This is a genomic window from Duganella sp. BJB1802, from assembly GCF_013369445.1.
In the GTDB taxonomy this organism is placed as follows: domain Bacteria; phylum Pseudomonadota; class Gammaproteobacteria; order Burkholderiales; family Burkholderiaceae_D; genus Rugamonas; species Rugamonas vulcania_A.
Window position 1 is genome coordinate 182640 of the sequence record NZ_JABWEF010000014.1, and the last position, 18607, is coordinate 201246.

The following is an 18607-nucleotide window of genomic DNA, read 5'->3' on the forward strand; positions in this document are numbered from 1 at the left end:
ATGCCATCCCGTTTTATGAAGTGATGCAGTTCGCAGGTTTAGTTGGCTGCGCTTGCCTACCCGGCGGGCGTTGGTTTTCTGAAGTGTGGGTTTGTAGGCTCGATCAATAAAAATAAGGGGACACTATGGCAGCTAGTCTTTGGCTTGCAGTTGCGTGCGGCGTAATCGCCGTGATTTACGGTTTATGGTCTCGAAGCTGGATTTTGCGCCAGGACGCGGGCAACGCCCGCATGCAGGAAATCGCGCTGGCCATCCAGCAGGGCGCCGCCGCCTATCTGGCGCGCCAGTACCGCACCATCGGCATCGTCGGCCTGGTGCTGCTCATTCTCATTGCCGCCTTGCTCGACATGAAGACCGCCATCGGCTTCCTGATCGGCGCGGTGCTGTCCGGCGCCTGCGGCTTCATCGGCATGAACGTCTCGGTGCGCGCCAACGTGCGTACGGCGCAGGCGGCCACCAAGGGCATAAACGAAGCGCTCGACGTCGCCTTCAAGGGCGGCGCCATCACCGGCATGCTGGTGGTCGGCCTGGGCCTGCTGGGCGTGGTGCTGTTCTATATGTTCCTGGTGGGGATGGCGCCGGGCGCGCCGAACCCGCCGCTCAATCCGCACGATGTGATCAAGCCGCTGATCGGCCTGGCCTTCGGCGCCTCGCTCATTTCCATCTTCGCCCGGCTGGGCGGCGGCATCTTCACCAAGGGCGCGGACGTCGGCGCCGACCTGGTGGGCAAGGTGGAGGCCGGCATCCCGGAGGACGATCCGCGCAATCCTGCGGTGATCGCCGATAACGTCGGCGACAACGTCGGCGATTGCGCCGGCATGGCGGCCGACCTGTTCGAAACCTATGTGGTGACCTTGATCGCCACCATGCTGCTGGGCGCCTTGCTGATCACGTCGGCGCCGACGTCGGCCATCGTCTATCCGCTGCTGCTGGGCGCGGTGTCTATCATCGCCTCCATCATCGGCTGCTCGATGGTCAAGGCCAAGCCGGGCAAGAAGATCATGTCGGCGCTGTACACCGGGCTGTGGTGGGCGGCCGGCCTGTCGCTGGTCGGCTTCGCCGTGGTCACGTGGCAGATCTGGCCGGACGAGGCCATGCGTATGAAGATGATGGGCTGCACCGTGGTCGGCATCGTGCTGACCGGGCTGATGGTCTACATCACCGAGTACTACACCGGCACCGATTTCGCGCCGGTCAAGCATATCGCCGAAGCCTCGACCACCGGCCACGGCACCAACATCATCGCCGGCCTGGGCGTGTCGATGAAGTCCACCGCCTATCCGGTGCTGGCGGTGTGCGCGGCGATCCTGGTGTCGTACCAGCTGGGCCAGCTGTACGGCGTGGCGATCGCGGCCACGTCGATGCTGTCGATGGCCGGCATCGTCGTGGCGCTGGACGCCTACGGCCCGATCACCGACAACGCCGGCGGCATCGCCGAGATGTCGGGCATGCCGGAATCGGTGCGCGCCATCACCGATCCGCTGGACGCGGTGGGCAACACCACCAAGGCCGTCACCAAGGGCTATGCGATCGGCTCGGCCGGGCTGGCCGCGCTGGTGCTGTTCGCCGACTACACGCACGCGCTGGAGTCGAGCGGCAAGAGCGTCACCTTCGACCTGTCGAATCCGATGGTGATCGTCGGCCTGATCATCGGCGGCCTGATTCCCTACCTGTTCGGCGCGATGGCGATGGAGGCCGTGGGCCGCGCCGCCGGCGCCGTGGTGGTGGAGGTGCGCCGCCAGTTCCGCGACATCAAGGGTATCATGGACGGCACCGGCAAGCCGGAGTACGACAAGGCGGTCGACATGCTGACCGCGTCGGCGATCAAGGAAATGATCATCCCGTCGCTGCTGCCGGTGGTGGTGCCGATCATCGTCGGCATGCTGCTGGGGGCGGCCGCGCTGGGCGGCATGCTGATGGGGACCATCGTCACCGGCCTGTTCGTGGCGATCTCGATGACCACTGGCGGCGGCGCCTGGGACAACGCCAAGAAATACATCGAGGACGGCCACTTCGGCGGCAAGGGTTCGGACGCGCACAAGGCGGCCGTGACCGGCGACACCGTGGGCGATCCGTACAAGGACACGGCAGGGCCGGCGGTCAACCCGCTGATCAAGATCATCAACATCGTGGCGCTGCTGCTGGTGCCGCTGCTGCCGGCTTCGGGCTGGCTGGCGGTGTCGGCGCCTGCGCCGGTCACGGCCATCACCGCGCCGGCGCCGATGATGATGGTGGCGCCGCCGCCGCCGACGGACACTCTGGTGGCGCCTGCCGCACCCGCTTCCGCGCCGGATTCAGCTTCCCCATCTGTTAAATAAAAGATATCATTAGGCCCAAGGCGGACGATGCCTCGTCCACCTTGGGCCTTTTTCTTTTTCCACTTCCGCGAGACCAAATCCATGTTGAAACTATTGCCCGTGCGCCGGGCTGTTCTACTGTCGTCTCTGAGCTTGATGATCGGTGCCGCCAGCGCCGATACGGGATTATCCATCTCGAATCCACAGGTGTCCAATGACGGAACCTATGTCTACTATCAGTTCGATTACACGGGTACGCCCAGCTTTGTCCGGGTGTTTATCGATGCGGATCAAACATCAACTACCGGCTATGCCAAGGGCGGCATCGGCAGTGAATTCCTGGTTGAAAACGGCGTTCTGTATAAATACACGGCCACTACGTCCGGTAGCATCTGGAGCTGGGCCAAAGTCGGCGAAGTCGGCTACTGGACTTCCGGCGGCAAGGTGCGTTTGAAGATTGACCGTAGCGTTATCGATGCGCCAGTGTTGGCGGGACAAGCGGATGACCTCGTGTTCGAAGTTCAGGATGCCTCGTCGGTCCGGACGTTGACCAAGCAGCCCCACTTGTATTCGTATGTCACCACGCCGCAGTTGGAGAGATTCGAGCTGGTAAGAAGCGATGGCCTTCAAAACACACCACAAGGGGATGGGACTATCAAGCCTTGGTCACCCGGCAACGAGTGGGGTGGGCATATGTCGCGTATTGTGACCACTGCCGACGGTACGGTGTATATGCTCAGCTTGCGGCTCACGGGGGCGGCGGGCAAGGATGAGGGCTGGGAGTTGGTCAAGCGCGATGCTGTGACCGGTGCATGGGCGTTCGTGGCTTCCGGCCTGTCGTTCGATGAGGCACACTTGTTGCGGTCGCCGCTCACCGACAAGGTGTATGTCATCGCTCACCCGGGTGGCTACCCTGCGATGGGTGTTGGGCCGGATTTCGTCATGACGCCGATTCCGGGCGACTGGGATACGGGAACCGCAAAACAGCGGCATTACGGAAATGCCGGAATCGGCCAGGAGGGGCAGATATGTTTAAAGGCGTCGCATGAAGGCCGCAGTACAGCGGATACCTACACGCAGTATATCTGTACAACCGAGACGCAGAAGGGGCAGTCGTTCGGGCCATTCGTCTCTGCCCGGATCGGGCACCGTTTTGCGTATGACTATGTTTTCCCTGGCGTGGCGGGAGCACAGTTTTTAACGCTGGCTCAGTCCGACTTGGAAAATAGCGTCGCGGGATACCCCAAGAACGCCGCCTTTACATACGTGTTTAACGGTATAAATAGTTTTACCTTTCCGGATGGGCACGCTAACGTCGTCCAGGCGCCACTGACGCTCCCTGATCCATCAACGGCGCTCACCGCAACCGTTGCTCCGCATTTGGAGCAGTTGGAAGCTTATGTCGATACTCGCGGGAGGGCTTTCTCGATCGCCCTTAAAGAACCGACTGACGGCAAGTCGGTATCGGCTAACAGGACATTGGAGTTGGCCGTTATGGATGCTGCAACGGGTACGTCAATTTATTCTGGATCCCTGGCGGGGCTGACTTATGGAAGTGCGCGGATTGTAGAGGACGCGAAACAGCGTTTGTACGTGATCTGGAACGGGCTTGGGCAGAGAATGACCGAATTTAAAGTATATCGCTTGAAAGAGATAGCCGCTGGGAATGGCGACACCGGCTTCTCGTTGGAACTCGCTACCGATTTGTCAAATAAATTCGCGCCGTTTGACTTGGGCTGGGCATATACGAGGTACGCCACCCAAGGGCGTATTTACCTTGCGACACCGCGAGGTGGCAATGCGCGTAGCGGTTCTATCGATGGCTATATGAATGCTTGTGCCAAGGAGTTTGCTAATGATATCGTCTCCAAGACGTCCCGAAGTGCGTATCCTGCCGCGATGTGTTTTGGGGACGATCTTAAAAATCAAGGTCAGCTGAAATTGATCTATTTCCGGATCCGTTTGCCGGACTAAGGTTACCAATTGTTTCAAACGCTTCCCTCTGGTGCTACACCTGCTAATAATGAAAGGTGTAGCACTACGCGAGGTGAGACCATGAACTTGTTGAAACCGGCATTGCTGTTGGCCTTCCTGTTGGGAGCGCTGACCTGCCCATATGCCTGGGCGCAGGGGCATGGCCACGGAGGAGGAGGTGGCCACGGCCATTTCCATGGCGGCTGGGGCGGCGGCCATGGCTACCATCACGGCCATGGCTATGTGCGCGGCGGCGTCTTCATCGGCGCGCCGGTCTACTGGCCGCGTTACCGCTACTACGGCCCGTATTACGATGGCTATTACTACCCGCCCGGCTACTACGCCGACGCGCCGCTGTTCCTGCCGCCGGCCGACGCTGGCGTATCGTCGCGAAGGCTGTACTACTGCGATAATCCACGCGGCTACTATCCCAACATTACAGCCTGCCTGCTGCCGTGGCGCATGCTGGTCGCCACCGTGGTGCCGCCGCCATGATGCCGCGCGCCGTACTTTGCCTGATGCTGGCGCTGCCCGGCGCGCCAGCCATCGCCCAGGCGCCGGCAGCGGGCGCGGCCAGCCCCGAGCTCCGCGAATACGCCAAACTGCCGGTCTGCACGCTCAGCGCCGACGGCCTGCGGTTGGCTGTCGAACCCTGCCGCACGGCGCCGGCGCGCAAGCCGATGCCGCGCCGTCCGGTCCCGCAGATCATCCAGCGCATGCCCGTCGTCAAGCAGGCGCCGCAAGTGGCGATGCCCGCCGCGCCGCCGTCGCCGTCGCTGCAAACCCTGCTCAATCCGCCCAACGCACCGAAGGCCCTGAATAACTGCGGACCCACCGGCTGTAACGACGCCAACGGCACCCACATCAACAACGCCGGTCCCGGCACCGCCATCTCTCCCTCCGGCAAAGTCTGTAACCGCAACGGCGTCTGGCTGCAGTGCTAGGTGTCTTTTAGCAGGTGAGCAGCACGAGTTTTGCTGAACTAATAGGCGACGTCTTCCAGCCGGTAGCGGAATTTTCTGCGCTCCGGCAAGTCCCAGCCGGGTTCGCGGTCGGTGTTGCGCGGTGGAGTAGTGGCCGCCGGCGCTGCCTGTGGCGCGGGTGACGCTGGCGCTGGCGCAGCAGGCAATGGCGGGACTGCGGCAGGTACAGGGACCAGGGCTGGGACTGACATGGCCGTAGCGGCAGGCGTTGCCGCAGGCGCCTTCGCTGCGGCGATCAGTTCGTCGCGCAGTCGGCGCGCGGATTTGAAGCTCTTGTCGCCCGGGCGGCGAACGTATAAATCCTGCCATGCATTGCGTGTCGAATGGGCGAACGATTGGGCGAACTGGTTCGGCGAAACGGCGTGGCCGTTGTGGATGATCTGGTCGCCTTCGACGCGCGCGTAATTGGTTTCGCCGTAGCTCCAGGATTTCAACACGGTGCCTTCGGGGAGGAACAGGGATTTCCATTGGTAGCCGTGTATGCCCGACAGGTCCGCGCCCGGCTCGAATCTGGCCGGGTCCGACAGCCAGCATTCGATGGCCTGGGCCATGGCTTCCGACAGGTCTTGCGAGCCGCCACGGCGGCGCAGCTTCTCGATCAGCTTGAGCAGGGTATCGGTGGGCAGTTGCACGCTCATTGTAGTATTCATTCGATTTTCTCCCCTATTTTCTTCGGTTTTCCCATATTTAGACCGGGAAGTCCGGGAATAGTTCAAAGCTTGAAGAAATCGAAGAAAATCGAACAGAAAATCGAAGGTTTGCTAGAAGGGCCGTGGAGGAGCACCCCGTGTGCATACCCCTTGCGGGCGCCGGAGATCAGGCGCTCGCGGTTGCGCGGCGCGACACGATTTTTGACGATATCCAGTTTCCGGTGCGGTGCAGGCCTGCGGCCACCGCGACGATGACTGTGACCGAAAAAGACAGATCCAGCAGGGTGTTGTGGCTGGGGTGCAAAAACAGATAGCTGTGAATCAGGAAAATTTCGAGGAGATAATCTTCGAGGCGCGCCAGCCGTGAAAAGCCGCGCCAGTTGAAGCGGGTGGCGTTGGTCAGCCACATGGTGCAGGCGATACCCGTGATGGCGATGAGGGTTGTATTGGCGCCCTGGAGCCCGATGCGGTGCGCGACAAGCAGGCCGGCGCCCCCGAGCGCGGCGCTGGCCGCCGCCGGCCAGGCGCGCAGCTTCGGCCCTTGCATGCCGTACGCCACGCCGAGGATAAAACCCAGCGACGTCAGCCAAAGCTCATGGCCGATATCGGAGTGCTCTTCAAGATAAATCGCCATGGCGGTTGAAGTCACCGCGGCCACGGCGGCGCGTCGTTTCGGCCGGCAAAGCTTCGCAAGCAGGGGATACACCGCATAAAACACCAGCAACAGCGTGAAGAACCACAGGCCGGCGCCCAGCCCGCTGCGGTTGCGGATATCGAGCCAGTTCAGCACGCCCGACAGTCCGAGAAAATGCACCAGCGTGTGCCAATGAAGCAGCGCGCCGCCACGGAACGCGACCACGACGGCGAGGAATCCCAGGATGACCCAGTAGCGCACGCCCAGCCGCTCCAGCTTCGTCCTCCAAAAAAGCCGGATATCGAGCTCCGGCCCGTACCTGCGCGCAGTGAAGTATCCCGACGAAAACGCGAAGATAAACAGCCCGACCGTCACCGGTATCCACAGGATCGACGGCGAAAACCAATGGCCGGCGACCACGGTGAAGATCGCGATCACCTTGGCGATGGAAAAGTTGAGGCTGATCCTGGCGTCCATGGCTCCTCCGCAGTCGGACGCAAACGGTAGCATGGCGGGGCGGCCGCCCTCTTGCGCTTTTTCCTCAACTCCGCTGAAAAATTCGCTACAATTGCGATGTGACGTTAACGTAAACGTCAAATAAAAACAGATAGGGACACACATGCAAATTCAGAACAACGTATTCATCGTCACCGGCGGCGCGTCGGGCCTGGGCGCCGCCACCGCGCGCATGATCGTGGAGCAGGGCGGCAAGGTCGTGCTGGCCGACGTGCAGGTCGAGCCGGGCGAGGCGCTGGCCGCCGAGCTCAAGGCCGTCTTCGTCAAGTGCGACGTCACCTCGGAAGCGGACGGCAAGGCCGTGGTCGACGCCGCCCTCGCGCTGGGCACGCTGCGCGGCCTGATCAATTGCGCCGGCGTGGCGCCGGCCGTCAAGACCGTCGGCAAGGACGGCCCGCACCCGCTGGACGTGTTCCAGCGCACCGTCAACATCAACCTGGTCGGCACCTTCAACATGGCCCGCCTGGCCGCCGACGCCATGGGCAAGACCGCCGCCACCGACAGCGGCGAACGCGGCGTGATCATCAACACCGCCTCGGTCGCGGCCTTCGACGGCCAGATCGGCCAGGCCGCCTACGCCGCCTCCAAGGCCGCCGTCGCCGGCCTGACCTTGCCGATGGCGCGCGACCTGTCGCGCAGCGCCATCCGCGTGATGACCATCGCCCCCGGCATCTTCGAAACCCCGATGTTGATGGGCATGCCGGAGGAAGTGCGCTCCGCGCTGGGCAATATGGTGCCGTTCCCGCCGCGCCTGGGCCGTCCGGACGAATACGCCCACCTGGCCAAGACCATCATCGAGAACACCATGCTGAACGGCGAGACCATCCGCCTGGACGGCGCCATCCGCATGCAGCCGAAGTAAACGGTTTACACGATTTCGTGTAGGATGCCAGAGGATCGGGCGGGCCCGGCCGCGCGCCTCTTATTTTGGAGAGTCCATGTTCCGTTTGAAGCCTTTGGCGCTGAGCCTCGCGCTGTCCCTTCCGCTGCTGGCCGCGTTGAACGCGCCGGTCTACGCACAACGCACCGGCGCCGACGTGGCGCCCGAAATCGCCACCGGCTACGCTGAAAAAGCCGGCAAGTCCGCGCAAAAATTCATGGTGGCGGCGGCCAACCCGCTGGCCACCCAGGCCGGCTACCAGATGCTCAAGCAGGGCGGCGCCGCCATCGATGCGGCCATCGCCACCCAGCTGGTGCTCACGCTGGTGGAGCCGCAATCGTCAGGCATTGGCGGCGGTTCCTTCCTGCTGTACTCCGACGGCAAGCGCGTGCAATCCTACGACGGCCGCGAAACCGCGCCCGCCACGGCGGACGAACATCTGTTCCAGGACAAGGACGGCAAACCGGTTTCGCGCGAGATCGGCGTGATCGGCGGCCGCTCGGTCGGCGCGCCCGGCGTGCTGCGGATGCTGGAGCTGGCGCACAAGGAGCACGGCAAGCTGCCGTGGAAGGCGCTGTTCGCGCCGGCCATCAAGCTGGCCGAAGAGGGCTTCAATGTCAGCCCGCGCCTGAACGCGCTGCTCAGCTGGGACCGCTATCTGGCACGCGACCCGGTCGCCAAGGCCTACTTCTTCGGCGAGGACGGCAAACCGCGCCCGGTCGGCTACCTGCTGAAGAACCCCGAACTGGCGCGCACGCTGCGCGAGATCGCCGACGGCGGCGCCGACGCCTTCTACAAGGGCCGCATCGCGCGCGACATCGCCGCCAAGGTGGCCGGCCATCCGACCAATCCCGGCAAGCTGACCGTCGCCGACATCGCCGGCTACCAGGCCAAGGAACGCACGCCGGTCTGCAGCGACTACAAGGCATGGACCGTGTGCGGCGCGCCGCCGCCGTCGTCGGGCGGCATCGCCATCGCGCAGATGCTGGGCATCCTGGAAGCGAAGGACATCAGCCCGTACAAGCCGGTCAACGGCATGCTGACGGCCGAGGGCATCCACCTGTTCAGCGAGGCCGGACGCCTGGCCTACGCGGACCGCAACCGCTACGTCGCCGACACCGACTTCGTGCCGCTGCCCGGCAAGGGCGTGGCCGCGCTGCTGGACAAGGGCTACCTGAAGCAGCGCGCCTCGCTGATCGGCGAAAAATCCATGGGCCACGCCAACTACGGCACGCCGGCCACGATGCAGGTCGCGTGGGGCGCCGACACCGCCATCGACAAGCCGTCCACCTCGCACCTGGTGGCGGTGGACGCCTACGGCGGCGGCCTGTCGATGACCACCTCGGTGGAAGACGCCTTCGGCGCGCGCCAGATGGTCGACGGCTTCATGCTGAACAACCAGCTGACCGACTTCTCCTTCGATTCGCAGGACGAGAACGGCCCGATCGCCAACCGCGTGCAGGCCGGCAAACGCCCGCGCAGCGCGATGTCGCCGACGCTGGTGTTCGACAAGGGCACGCACCAGCTGGTGCTGGCCACCGGCTCGCCGGGCGGCTCGGCCATCATCAACTACGTGGCCAAGGTGTTGGTCGGCACGCTGGACTGGCAGCTCGACGTGCAGCAGGCCATCAGCCTGCCCAATATCGGCAGCCGCAACGGCCCGACCGAACTGGAAGCGGGCCGCGTGGCGCCGGCGGTGGTCGAGCAGCTCAAGGCGCGCGGCCACCAGGTGCGCGAGTTCGAGCTCAACTCCGGCCTGCAGGGCATCCAGCGCCGCACGGTCGGCGGCAAGGAACAGTGGTTCGGCGGCGCCGATCCCCGTCGCGAAGGTGTCGTATTAGGTGACTAAAGCCGTCAAACGCTCCCCAAATCCGGCATACCCTGCTAACCTTGTCGTATGGGAATTCAAAAGAAAACAGGATTGATCCTGACGGGCGGCGGCGCCCGCGCCGCCTACCAGGTCGGCGTGCTGCAGGCGATCTCGGAGATACTGTGGGAAGCGGGCTGGCCGCCGGCGCGCAATCCGTTCGACATCATCTGCGGCACCTCGGCCGGCGCCATCAACGCCACCGCGCTGGCCTGCCGCGCCGATAACTTCGGCGAGGGTGTGCAGAAGCTGCTCGACGTCTGGCAGAACATCGAGGTGGGGCAGGTCTACCGCGCCGACTCGCTGGGCGTGATCCGCTCCGGTGCGCGCTGGCTGTCGCTGCTGTCGTTCGGCTGGCTGCTGCGCAAATGGCGCGCCGCGCCGCCCGCGTCGCTGCTGGACAATACCCCGCTGGTCGGCCTGCTGCACCGCATGCTCGATTTGCCGCGCCTGGACAGCGTGCTGTCCGAGGGCCTGCTGCACGCGCTGGCCGTCACCGCCTCGTCCTACACCGCCGGCAACCACATGACGTTCTATCAGACCGCCGCCGACATCGCGCCGTGGATACGCATGCAGCGCGTGGCCCTGCAGGACCAGATCGGCGTCGAGCATCTGCTGGCGTCGTCGGCGATCCCGTTCATCTTCCCGGCCACGCCGCTGTACATGGGCGGCCACCGCGAATACTGCGGCGACGGTTCGATGCGCCAGCTGGCGCCGATCTCGCCGGCCATCCACCTGGGCGCCAGCAAGGTGCTGGTGGTCGGGGCGGGGCGCCTGACCGAGCCGGCCCGCAGCGCCGCCGAGAAGAGCGCGGCGCGCTATCCCAGCCTGGCGCAGATCGCCGGCCACGCGATGTCGTCGATCTTCCTCGACAGCCTGGCGGTGGACATCGAACGGCTGGAGCGCATCAACAAGACGCTGTCCATGCTGCCGCCGGAGCTGCTGTCGCAGACGCCGCTCAAGCCGGTGCAGCTGCTGGTGATCGCGCCGTCCGAGCGGCTCGACGACATCGCCAGCCGCCACATCGCCAGTCTGCCGGCGCCGATACGCACCATGCTGTCCGGGATAGGCGCCACCGAAACGCGCGGCGCCGCGCTCGCGTCGTACCTGTTGTTCGAATCGACATATACTTGCGAGTTGATTCGGCTCGGACAGCGCGACACGCACGCGCGCAAGGACGATGTGCTGGCCTTTTTCGAATCCTGAATTCTGCGCATGGATACCTGACCGACGGGAGTTTTTTGCTGTTTTTGACACGCCTCTGTAGCCGCTTGCTGCTGCCCGTCCTGCTGTTGTGGGGCCTGGGCGCTGCCGCCGCATGGGCCGGCGCCCCTCCGCGCACGCTGCGCTTCGAGCAGCTCAGCGTCGAACACGGGCTGGCGCAGGAATCGGTGCTGGCCATCGCCCAGGACAAGCAGGGCTTCGTCTGGCTGGGCACCCAGGCCGGCCTGACCCGCTTCGACGGCTACCGCACCGTCACCTACAAGAGCGCCGTCTCCGACCCGCGCAGCCTGGTCGACAACTGGGTGCGCGTGCTGCACCTGGACCGCGCCGGCCAGCTGTGGGTGGGCACCGACGGCGGCCTGGATCGCTACGAGCCCACCACTAAGACCTTCACCCATTTCCTGCCGCACGAATCGGCGCAGCGCGGCAACGGCAACCGCCACGTGCGCGCCATCGCCGACGACGGCGAGGGCGGCCTGTGGCTGGCCAGCGCCGACGGCCTGCATCACTTCAACCCGGCCACCCAGCGCTTCACCAGCTGGCACCATGATCCGGCCGATGCCGGCAGCCTGGCCAACGACCAGGTCAACGCGCTGGCGCTGGACGCCGCCGGCCGCCTGTGGGTGGCCACCGCCACCGGCCTCGATATGTTGGCGCCGGGCGAGGCGCGCTTCCAGCACTTCACCATCGACGCCCACGGCGACAGCAAATTCAACGCCGTGCTGGCGCTGCAGGTCGACAGCGCGCAGACGCTGTGGGTGGGCACGCTGGGCGGCCTGGAACAATGGCGTTTGCTGGGCAAGGAGCCGCAGCGCCGCCGCCTCGGCGCGCACGAGGGCATGAAGCCGGGCATGAGCGTCACCACGTTGTACGTCGACGCCGAGACCAACGTCTGGGTCGGCACCCAGGCCGACGGCCTGCTGCGCTGGCTGCCGGCGGAGAACCGGCTGGTACAGTATCTACATCAATTCAGCGATAGCCACAGCGTGGCGGACAACCAGATTTCGGCGCTGTTCCGCGACCGTGTCGGCACCTTCTGGGTCGGCACCTGGAACGACGGCGCCAGCCGCGTGGACCTGGGCAGCGGCGGCTTCGCCCGCATCGTGCGCCAGGCCGACATCCCCAACACCCTGTCGGACAACAAGGTGCGCGCCATCGTCGCCGAGGCGCGCGGCCAGCTGTGGCTGGGCAGCAGCGGCGGCCTGAATCTGTACGATCCGGTCAGCGGCGAGGGCAAGGTGTGGCGCCACGATCCGCTGCGCGCCAACAGCTTGAGCGACGACCAGGTCACCGCGCTGTGGCGCGAGAAGAACGGCAATATGTGGATAGGCGGGCGGGCCGGCGTCAACCACCTGGACGTGGCGAGCGGCGCGATCAAGGCGCTGTCCTTCGTGCGCGGCGACCCCGCCAGCGACACCATCCGCAACATCGTCGGCGACCGCGGCGGCATCCTGTGGATCGCCTCGCGCGGCGGCCTGCACCGCCTGGACCCGCAGACCATGGACGTGCATACCTTCCGCCACGATCCGTCCGACAGCAGCAGCCTGGCCGACAACGTGGTGCGGCCCATCCTGGAGGACCGCAAGGGCCAGCTGTGGGTGGGCACCTTCAACGGCCTCGATCTGCTGGACCGCAAGAGCGGCAAGTTCCGCCACTTCCGGCGCGACCCGGCCGACCCGTTCAGCCTCAGTCACGACGAGGTCCACTACCTGTACGAGGACGGGCGCGGCACCATCTGGGTCGGCACGGCGGCGGGCCTGAACAAGATGGAGGTGGCGGCCGACGGCGCCATCCGCTTCCGCCGCTACCTGCGCAAGGACGGCATCGCCGACGACGCCATCGCCTCCATCCTGCCGGACGACGCGGGCAATCTCTGGTTGAGCACCAACAGCGGCCTGTCGCGCCTGAACACCGAGACGGGCCTGGTGCGCAACTACGGCGGCGCCGACGGCACCATCGAAGGCGCCTACTTCGACGGCTCCGCGCTGCGCACGCCGGACGGCACGCTGTACTTCGGCGGCTTCAACGGCATCACCGCGTTCGCGCCGCCGGAGGTGCGCGAGAACAGCGTGGCGCCGGCCGTCGCCATCACCGACTTCCAGATCTTCAACAAGTCGCTCTGGCCGGGGCAGGGCGACCATCCCGACGTGCTGAAGGTGGCGATCGAGCACACCAGCGCGCTGACGCTGCTGGAGGCCGACTCCGTGTTCTCGCTGGAGTTCGCGGCGCTGCACTACGCGGCGCCGCAGCGCAACCGCTTCGCCTACCAGCTGCAGGGCTTCGACGAGGACTGGGTGGTCACCGATTCCACCAAGCGCTTCGCCACCTACACCAACCTCGATCCCGGCCAGTACACCTTCCGCGTCAAGGCCGCCAACAAGGACGGCATCTGGAACGACAACGCGGCCACGCTGGAGATCACCATCCTGCCGCCGTTCTGGAAGACCTGGTGGTTCCGCGGCCTGTTGGGCGTGGCGTTGGCCGGCGCCGCCTGGGCCGCCTATCACGCGCGCGTGCGCAGCCTGCACCACCAGCAGCAGCGGCTGGAGGAGCTGGTCGGCTCGCGCACGGCGGAAGTCGAGCAAAAGAACCTGCTGCTGCAACAGCAGAAGCGCGAACTGGAACAGCGCCGCCTGGAGGCCGAGGCCCAGCGCGCCGAGGCCGAGCAGCGTCGCGTCGACACCGAGCGGCAAAAGGTGGAGGTCGAGCGGCAGAAGGAGAACGTGGAACAGGCGCACCGCAACATCTCGGTGCTGAGCGAACTGGGTCGCGAAATGAGCGCCACGCTGGACATGGAAACCTCCATGCGTACGCTGTACCGCCACGTGCACCACCTGATGGACGCGCAGATCTTCGGCATCGGCTTCGTGCGCGAGGACGAGGGCGTGATCGACTTCCCCTTCGCCATCGACGCCGGTGTGCGCACCTTGCCCTACCAGCGCCCCCTGGACCAGCCCAACCAGCTGGCGGTGTGGTGCCTGAGGCAGCGCAAGCCGGTGTTCATCAACGACTTCCAGGCCGAATACCGCGACTACATGGATGAATCGGGCCTGGACATGCTGGTGACCTGCGTGCGCGAGGACGGCGCGCCGGCCGCCGTGGCGCAGTCGATGATGTACGCGCCGCTGGTGGCCAACGACAAGGTGGTCGGCCTGCTGTGCGTGCAGAGCGTCGAGAAGAACTGCTACCAGCAGGTGCACATGGACATGTTGCAGACGCTGGCCTCGCACGCCGCCGCCGGCCTGGAAAACGCGCGCGCCTACCAGCAGCTGGAGGAAACGCTGCAGGAGCTGCGCCAGACCCAGGCCCAGTTGCTGCAGCAGGAGCGCCAGGTGCGCCTGCACACCGAGGAGCTGGCGCTGGCCAACCGCGCCTTGCAGGAGAACGACGAGCGCCTGCGCCTGGCCAAGCAGAAGGCGGAAGACGCCACGCGCCAGAAGTCCGAATTCCTGGCCAATATGAGCCACGAGATGCGTACCCCGCTGGCCGGCGTGATCGGCATGCTGAACTTCGCGCTGCGCGACAGCCGGCTGGCGGTCGGCACGCGCGAGCAGATCCTGCGCGGCCAGGCCAGCGCGCAGTCGCTGCTGTCGATCATCAACGACCTGCTGGACTTCTCGAAGATCGAAGCGGGCAAGCTGACCATCGAGAACATCGACTTCTCGCTGTCGGCGGCGGTGGAGAACGTGGTCAGCCTGTTCGAGGAGCAGGCCGCCGCGCACAGCGTCGAATTCAGCCTGGAGTTCGGCGAGGGCCTGCCGCAGTTCGTCGTCGGCGATCCGACGCGCCTGCGCCAGGTGCTGGTCAACCTGGTCGGCAACGCCTTCAAGTTCACCGAGCACGGGTCGGTGCGGATGCGCGTGGAGCGCGTGCCGCAGGAGGACGACGCGCGCGCCCGCGCCGGCTACAAGGGGGCGCTCAACCGCATCCGCTTCAGCGTCGCCGACACCGGCATCGGCATCGAGGCCGCCGCCATCCCGCGCCTGTTCCAGCAGTTCGAGCAGGCCGACGCCTCCACCACCCGCCGCTACGGCGGCACCGGCCTGGGACTGGCGATCTGCCGCCAGCTGGTCGAGCTGATGGGCGGCGGCATCAACGCCGTCAGCGCGCCGGGCGAGGGCAGCGTGTTCTCGTTCGAACTGCCGCTGGCGAACGGCGTGCCGCCGCCGCTGGTGCCGCACGTGCCGCGCGAGCCGCACAGCCACCAGCTCAAGGTGCTGTGCGCGGAGGACTTCCCGACCAACCAGATCATCATCCGCATGATGCTGGAGGACCTGGGCCACAAGGTCGATATCGCCGCCAACGGCGCGTTGGCCGTCAAGGCCTGCTCGCTCACGCGCTACGACTTGATCCTGATGGATGGCCGCATGCCGGAGATGGACGGCGCCAGCGCCACCCGCATGATCCGCTCCGGCGGCACCGAGGCGATGCCGGTGCGCGACCAGGAACTGATGATCATCGCGCTGACCGCCAACGCCAGCGAGGAGGACCGCAGCCGCTACCTGGCCTCCGGCATGGACGACTTCCTCACCAAGCCGATCGACGAGGACAAGCTGCACTTCCAGTTGAGCCGCGCCATCGAACGCCAGCTGCAGCGGGGCTTCCAGCTGCCGCGCATGGAGCCGCGCCACGATCCGGCGCACGGCACGCCGGAACTCGATGCGATGTTCGGCGTGGCGCCGGGCCCGGAGGAGCCGGCCCGGCTGGCGCAGCACAGCGGCGGCAGCGACCTGAAACTGCGCCTGCGCGGCGCCTTCCTGCAGGACGCGCCGCTGCGGCTGGCGGACCTGGAGCGCGCCGTCGACCAGGCCGACGCCGATACCGCCAGCCGCCTGCTGCACGGCATGAAGGGCAGCGCCGGCTATCTGGAGGAGCAGGAACTGCAGGCCCTGTGCGGCGAACTGGAACTCGACGCCGACCATGGCAACTGGGCGCGCATCGCCGAAGCCATGCCCCAGTTGCGCGCCTTGCTGGCGCGCGCCGGCGCGGCTAGCACTTCGTAAGCTGACGTCATTCGCACAAATCCTTCGATGTCCTGGACATATTACCCCTGTTTTTCATGTAATATCGCTGCTAAGTGCCGTACTGAGGTCACACTAAAGTAGTCGTTAAGGGCACAGGGAGTCTCATGAAAGTTTTGGTAGTCGACGACGACGTCGTCTCGCGCATGGTGTTGATGCACCTGATCGACAGCTGCGGCAAATTCGATATCGTCGAAGCGGAAGACGGCGCGGACGCCTGGCGGCAGCTGGAAGACGGCTTGCGTCCTGCGATCTGCTTCTGCGACCTGCGCATGCCGCGCCTGTCCGGCATGGAGCTGCTCCAGCGCGTGAAGGGGCATGCGGAACTGAACACCATGCCCTTCGTGCTGGTGACGTCGGCCAACGACAAGGACACCGTGCAGGAAGCCACCAACGCCGGCGCGGCCGGCTACATCGTCAAGCCGTTCCAGGCCGAGCAGGTCCGGGTCCACCTGGTCAATTTCCTCGACCAGGCGGCCAGCGGCTACGACCACCACGCGGAAGATCCCGCCGCCACCCTGCGCCGGCTGGGCATCAACGCCGAGCGCCTGCTGGTTTACCTGAGCGGATTCCAGAACCAGCTGACCGTCGCCACCGGCGACCTGGAAGCCCTGCTGGCCAGGGGGCAGCAGCAGGAGGCGCAGGCGCGCATCGAACGCCTGCACGCCGGCTGCGTCACATTGGGGCTGGACGGCGCGGCCGCCGTGCTGAAGAGCCTCGCGCCCGGCAAGCTGTCCAACGAGGCGGTGCAGGCCGTGCTGGCCGACGTGGTGCGCGCCGTGATCCATCAATCCGGCCTGATACGGCAGAGCGGCGCCGCCTGAGCGATAGCACTTGATGCCGATATAGTTTAGGTTTAAAGTACCTGCTGCGTGAGCAGCGGCTACCGAACGACCTCCAACTTCAGGGCGACCATGACCAGCACCTCAGTCAGCAGCACCTCAGTCACCAGCAACGACAGCGCGCACACCGACCGCTTCGCGCGCGAACACCTGCCGCCGCCGGCGTTGTGGCCCGAGCTGCGCTTCGACCTGCCCGAGCTGCAATACCCGCCGCGCCTCAATTGCGTGGCGGCGCTGTTCGACGGCGCGCTGGCCGGCGGCGCGGCCGGCCACGTCGCCGTCCGCGGCGAACACCTCAACTGGACGGCCTCGGTGCAGGAGCAGGTCGACCGTATCGCCCATGTGCTGCGCGGGCCACTGGGGCTGGAGGCGGGCAACCGCGTGCTGCTGCGCGGCGCGAACAATCCGATGATGGCGGCTTGCATCCTGGCGGTGCTCAAGGCCGGCTGCATCGCCGTGCCCACCATGCCGCTGCTGCGCGCGCGCGAGCTGGGCACCATCGCCGCCAAGGCCGAGATCAACGCCGTGCTGTGCGCCGACAGCCTGCGCGCCGAAATGGAAGCGGTGGACCTGCCCGCCGCCGTGAAGGCGAAGACGCTGTGGTTCGGCGCCGCCGACGGCGCCCTGGAGGCGCTGATGGCGCGGCAGCCGGCCAGCTTCGACGCGGTGGACACGGCGGCCGACGACGTGTGCCTGATCAGCTTCACCTCCGGCACCACCGGCGTCCCGAAAGGGACCATGCATTTCCATCGCGACGTGATGGCGATCTGCGACTGCTTCCCGCGCTCGGTGCTGGGATCGCAGTCCGACGACATTTTCATCGGCACGCCGCCGCTGGCCTTTACCTTCGGCCTCGGTGGCCTGCTGCTGTTCCCGATGCGGGTGGGGGCGACGGCCGTGCTGCTGGAAAAGCTGACGCCGGAAACGCTGCTGCAGGCGATCGACAAATACCGCGCCACCGTGTGCTTCACCGCGCCGACCTTCTACCGGCAAATGGCGCCGCTGGCCGGCAAATACGAGATCGCCAGCCTGCGCAAGTCCGTCTCCGCCGGCGAGGCGCTGCCGTTGGCCACGCGCGAGAGCTGGCGCCAGGCCACCGGGCTGGCGATGATAGACGGCATAGGCGCGACGGAGCTGCTGCACATCTTCATCTCCGCCTCGGGCGACCAGATACGGCCCGGCGCCACCGGCAAGCCGGTGCCCGGCTACCAGGCCTGCATTCTCGACCACGACGGCAACCCGGTCGGGCCGGGCGTGATCGGCAGGCTGGCGGTGAAGGGGCCGACCGGCTGCCGCTACCTGGCCGACGAGCGTCAGCGCGACTACGTGCTCAATGGCTGGAACCTCACCGGCGACGCCTACGAGATGGACGCCGACGGCTATTTCTACTATCGCTCGCGCACCGACGACATGATCATCTCGGCCGGCTACAACATCGCCGGCCCGGAGGTGGAGGACGCGCTGCTGCGCCATCCCGCAGTGGCCGAATGCGGCGTGATCGGGCGGGCGGACGAGGAGCGCGGACAGATCGTCGAGGCGCATGTGGTGCTCAAGCCGGGCCACGAGGCGTCGGAGGAAATGACGGCGCAGTTGCAGGAGTTCGTCAAAGGGCAGATCGCGCCGTACAAGTATCCGCGCGCCATCCGCTACCTGACGGCGCTGCCGCGCACCGAAACCGGAAAGCTGCAGCGCTTCAAACTACGGACCGAATAAAGAGAA

At 65.8% G+C, this 18607-nt stretch carries 12 protein-coding genes; 10 read left to right on the forward strand and 2 right to left on the reverse strand.

Annotated elements, in window-relative coordinates:
* Positions 1-125: 125 nt before the first annotated feature.
* The 4 genes from HUX88_RS21810 to HUX88_RS21825 all read left to right on the forward strand — a co-directional run bounded on the left by HUX88_RS21810 (position 126) and on the right by HUX88_RS21825 (position 5215).
* Positions 126-2318, forward strand: a complete 2193-nt coding sequence (locus tag HUX88_RS21810) for a sodium-translocating pyrophosphatase (protein ID WP_176363098.1) — start codon at positions 126-128, stop codon at positions 2316-2318.
* Positions 2319-2345: 27 nt separating this feature from the next.
* Positions 2346-4271 (forward strand): hypothetical protein, encoded by a 1926-nt coding sequence (locus HUX88_RS21815; RefSeq protein WP_217916393.1) that lies wholly within the window; start codon positions 2346-2348, stop codon positions 4269-4271.
* A gap of 81 nt (positions 4272-4352) precedes the next feature.
* A complete protein-coding gene (locus HUX88_RS21820; protein WP_176363100.1) occupies positions 4353-4766 on the forward strand; it encodes a hypothetical protein in 414 nt (137 codons plus the stop codon).
* Positions 4763-5215 (forward strand): hypothetical protein, encoded by a 453-nt coding sequence (locus tag HUX88_RS21825; protein ID WP_117014694.1) that lies wholly within the window; start codon positions 4763-4765, stop codon positions 5213-5215. Before HUX88_RS21820 ends, HUX88_RS21825 begins: the two co-directional genes overlap by 4 nt.
* Before the next feature lie 38 nt (positions 5216-5253).
* Here the strand turns inward: HUX88_RS21825 and HUX88_RS21830 are convergent, their stop codons facing one another.
* Together HUX88_RS21830 and HUX88_RS21835 are read right to left on the reverse strand one after the other, a co-directional pair.
* Positions 5254-5904, reverse strand: a complete 651-nt coding sequence (locus HUX88_RS21830; protein WP_229219452.1) for a hypothetical protein — start codon at positions 5902-5904, stop codon at positions 5254-5256.
* A gap of 166 nt (positions 5905-6070) precedes the next feature.
* Complete coding sequence (locus HUX88_RS21835) at positions 6071-7015, reverse strand: acyltransferase family protein (RefSeq protein ID WP_176363101.1); 945 nt, start codon at positions 7013-7015, stop codon at positions 6071-6073.
* 142 nt (positions 7016-7157) lie between these two features.
* On the opposite strand from HUX88_RS21835, the gene HUX88_RS21840 reads away from it, so the two are divergent.
* The 6 genes from HUX88_RS21840 to HUX88_RS21865 all read left to right on the forward strand — a co-directional run bounded on the left by HUX88_RS21840 (position 7158) and on the right by HUX88_RS21865 (position 18601).
* Complete coding sequence (locus HUX88_RS21840) at positions 7158-7916, forward strand: 3-hydroxyacyl-CoA dehydrogenase (protein ID WP_176363102.1); 759 nt, start codon at positions 7158-7160, stop codon at positions 7914-7916.
* 76 nt (positions 7917-7992) lie between these two features.
* Positions 7993-9783 (forward strand): gamma-glutamyltransferase, encoded by a 1791-nt coding sequence (gene ggt / locus HUX88_RS21845; protein ID WP_176363103.1) that lies wholly within the window; start codon positions 7993-7995, stop codon positions 9781-9783.
* Between the two features lie 48 nt (positions 9784-9831).
* Positions 9832-11007, forward strand: coding sequence for a patatin-like phospholipase family protein (locus HUX88_RS21850; protein WP_117014689.1), 1176 nt, complete (start codon positions 9832-9834; stop codon positions 11005-11007).
* A gap of 65 nt (positions 11008-11072) precedes the next feature.
* Complete coding sequence (locus HUX88_RS21855) at positions 11073-16028, forward strand: two-component regulator propeller domain-containing protein (protein WP_229219453.1); 4956 nt, start codon at positions 11073-11075, stop codon at positions 16026-16028.
* A 125-nt stretch (positions 16029-16153) separates the two neighbouring features.
* Positions 16154-16870 carry a response regulator gene (locus HUX88_RS21860; protein ID WP_176363104.1) on the forward strand — a complete coding sequence of 239 codons (717 nt, stop codon included), beginning with the start codon at positions 16154-16156 and terminating at the stop codon, positions 16868-16870.
* 90 nt (positions 16871-16960) lie between these two features.
* Positions 16961-18601: an AMP-binding protein gene (locus HUX88_RS21865; protein WP_176363105.1), complete on the forward strand. Its 1641-nt coding sequence runs from the start codon at positions 16961-16963 to the stop codon at positions 18599-18601.
* Positions 18602-18607: the final 6 nt, after the last annotated feature.

Excerpts from the sequence above, each read along its gene's own strand:
- HUX88_RS21820 (WP_176363100.1), top strand. The coding sequence starts at position 4,353 with ATGAACTTGTTGAAACCGGCATTGCTGTTGGCCTTCCTGTTGGGAGCG.
- HUX88_RS21830 (WP_229219452.1), bottom strand. The coding sequence starts at position 5,904 with ATGAATACTACAATGAGCGTGCAACTGCCCACCGATACCCTGCTCAAG.
- HUX88_RS21860 (WP_176363104.1), top strand. The coding sequence starts at position 16,154 with ATGAAAGTTTTGGTAGTCGACGACGACGTCGTCTCGCGCATGGTGTTG.
- ggt (WP_176363103.1), top strand. The coding sequence starts at position 7,993 with ATGTTCCGTTTGAAGCCTTTGGCGCTGAGCCTCGCGCTGTCCCTTCCG.
- HUX88_RS21850 (WP_117014689.1), top strand. The coding sequence starts at position 9,832 with ATGGGAATTCAAAAGAAAACAGGATTGATCCTGACGGGCGGCGGCGCC.
- HUX88_RS21840 (WP_176363102.1), top strand. The coding sequence starts at position 7,158 with ATGCAAATTCAGAACAACGTATTCATCGTCACCGGCGGCGCGTCGGGC.
- HUX88_RS21825 (WP_117014694.1), top strand. The coding sequence starts at position 4,763 with ATGATGCCGCGCGCCGTACTTTGCCTGATGCTGGCGCTGCCCGGCGCG.
- HUX88_RS21810 (WP_176363098.1), top strand. The coding sequence starts at position 126 with ATGGCAGCTAGTCTTTGGCTTGCAGTTGCGTGCGGCGTAATCGCCGTG.
- HUX88_RS21835 (WP_176363101.1), bottom strand. The coding sequence starts at position 7,015 with ATGGACGCCAGGATCAGCCTCAACTTTTCCATCGCCAAGGTGATCGCG.
- HUX88_RS21815 (WP_217916393.1), top strand. The coding sequence starts at position 2,346 with ATGCCTCGTCCACCTTGGGCCTTTTTCTTTTTCCACTTCCGCGAGACC.
- HUX88_RS21865 (WP_176363105.1), top strand. The coding sequence starts at position 16,961 with ATGACCAGCACCTCAGTCAGCAGCACCTCAGTCACCAGCAACGACAGC.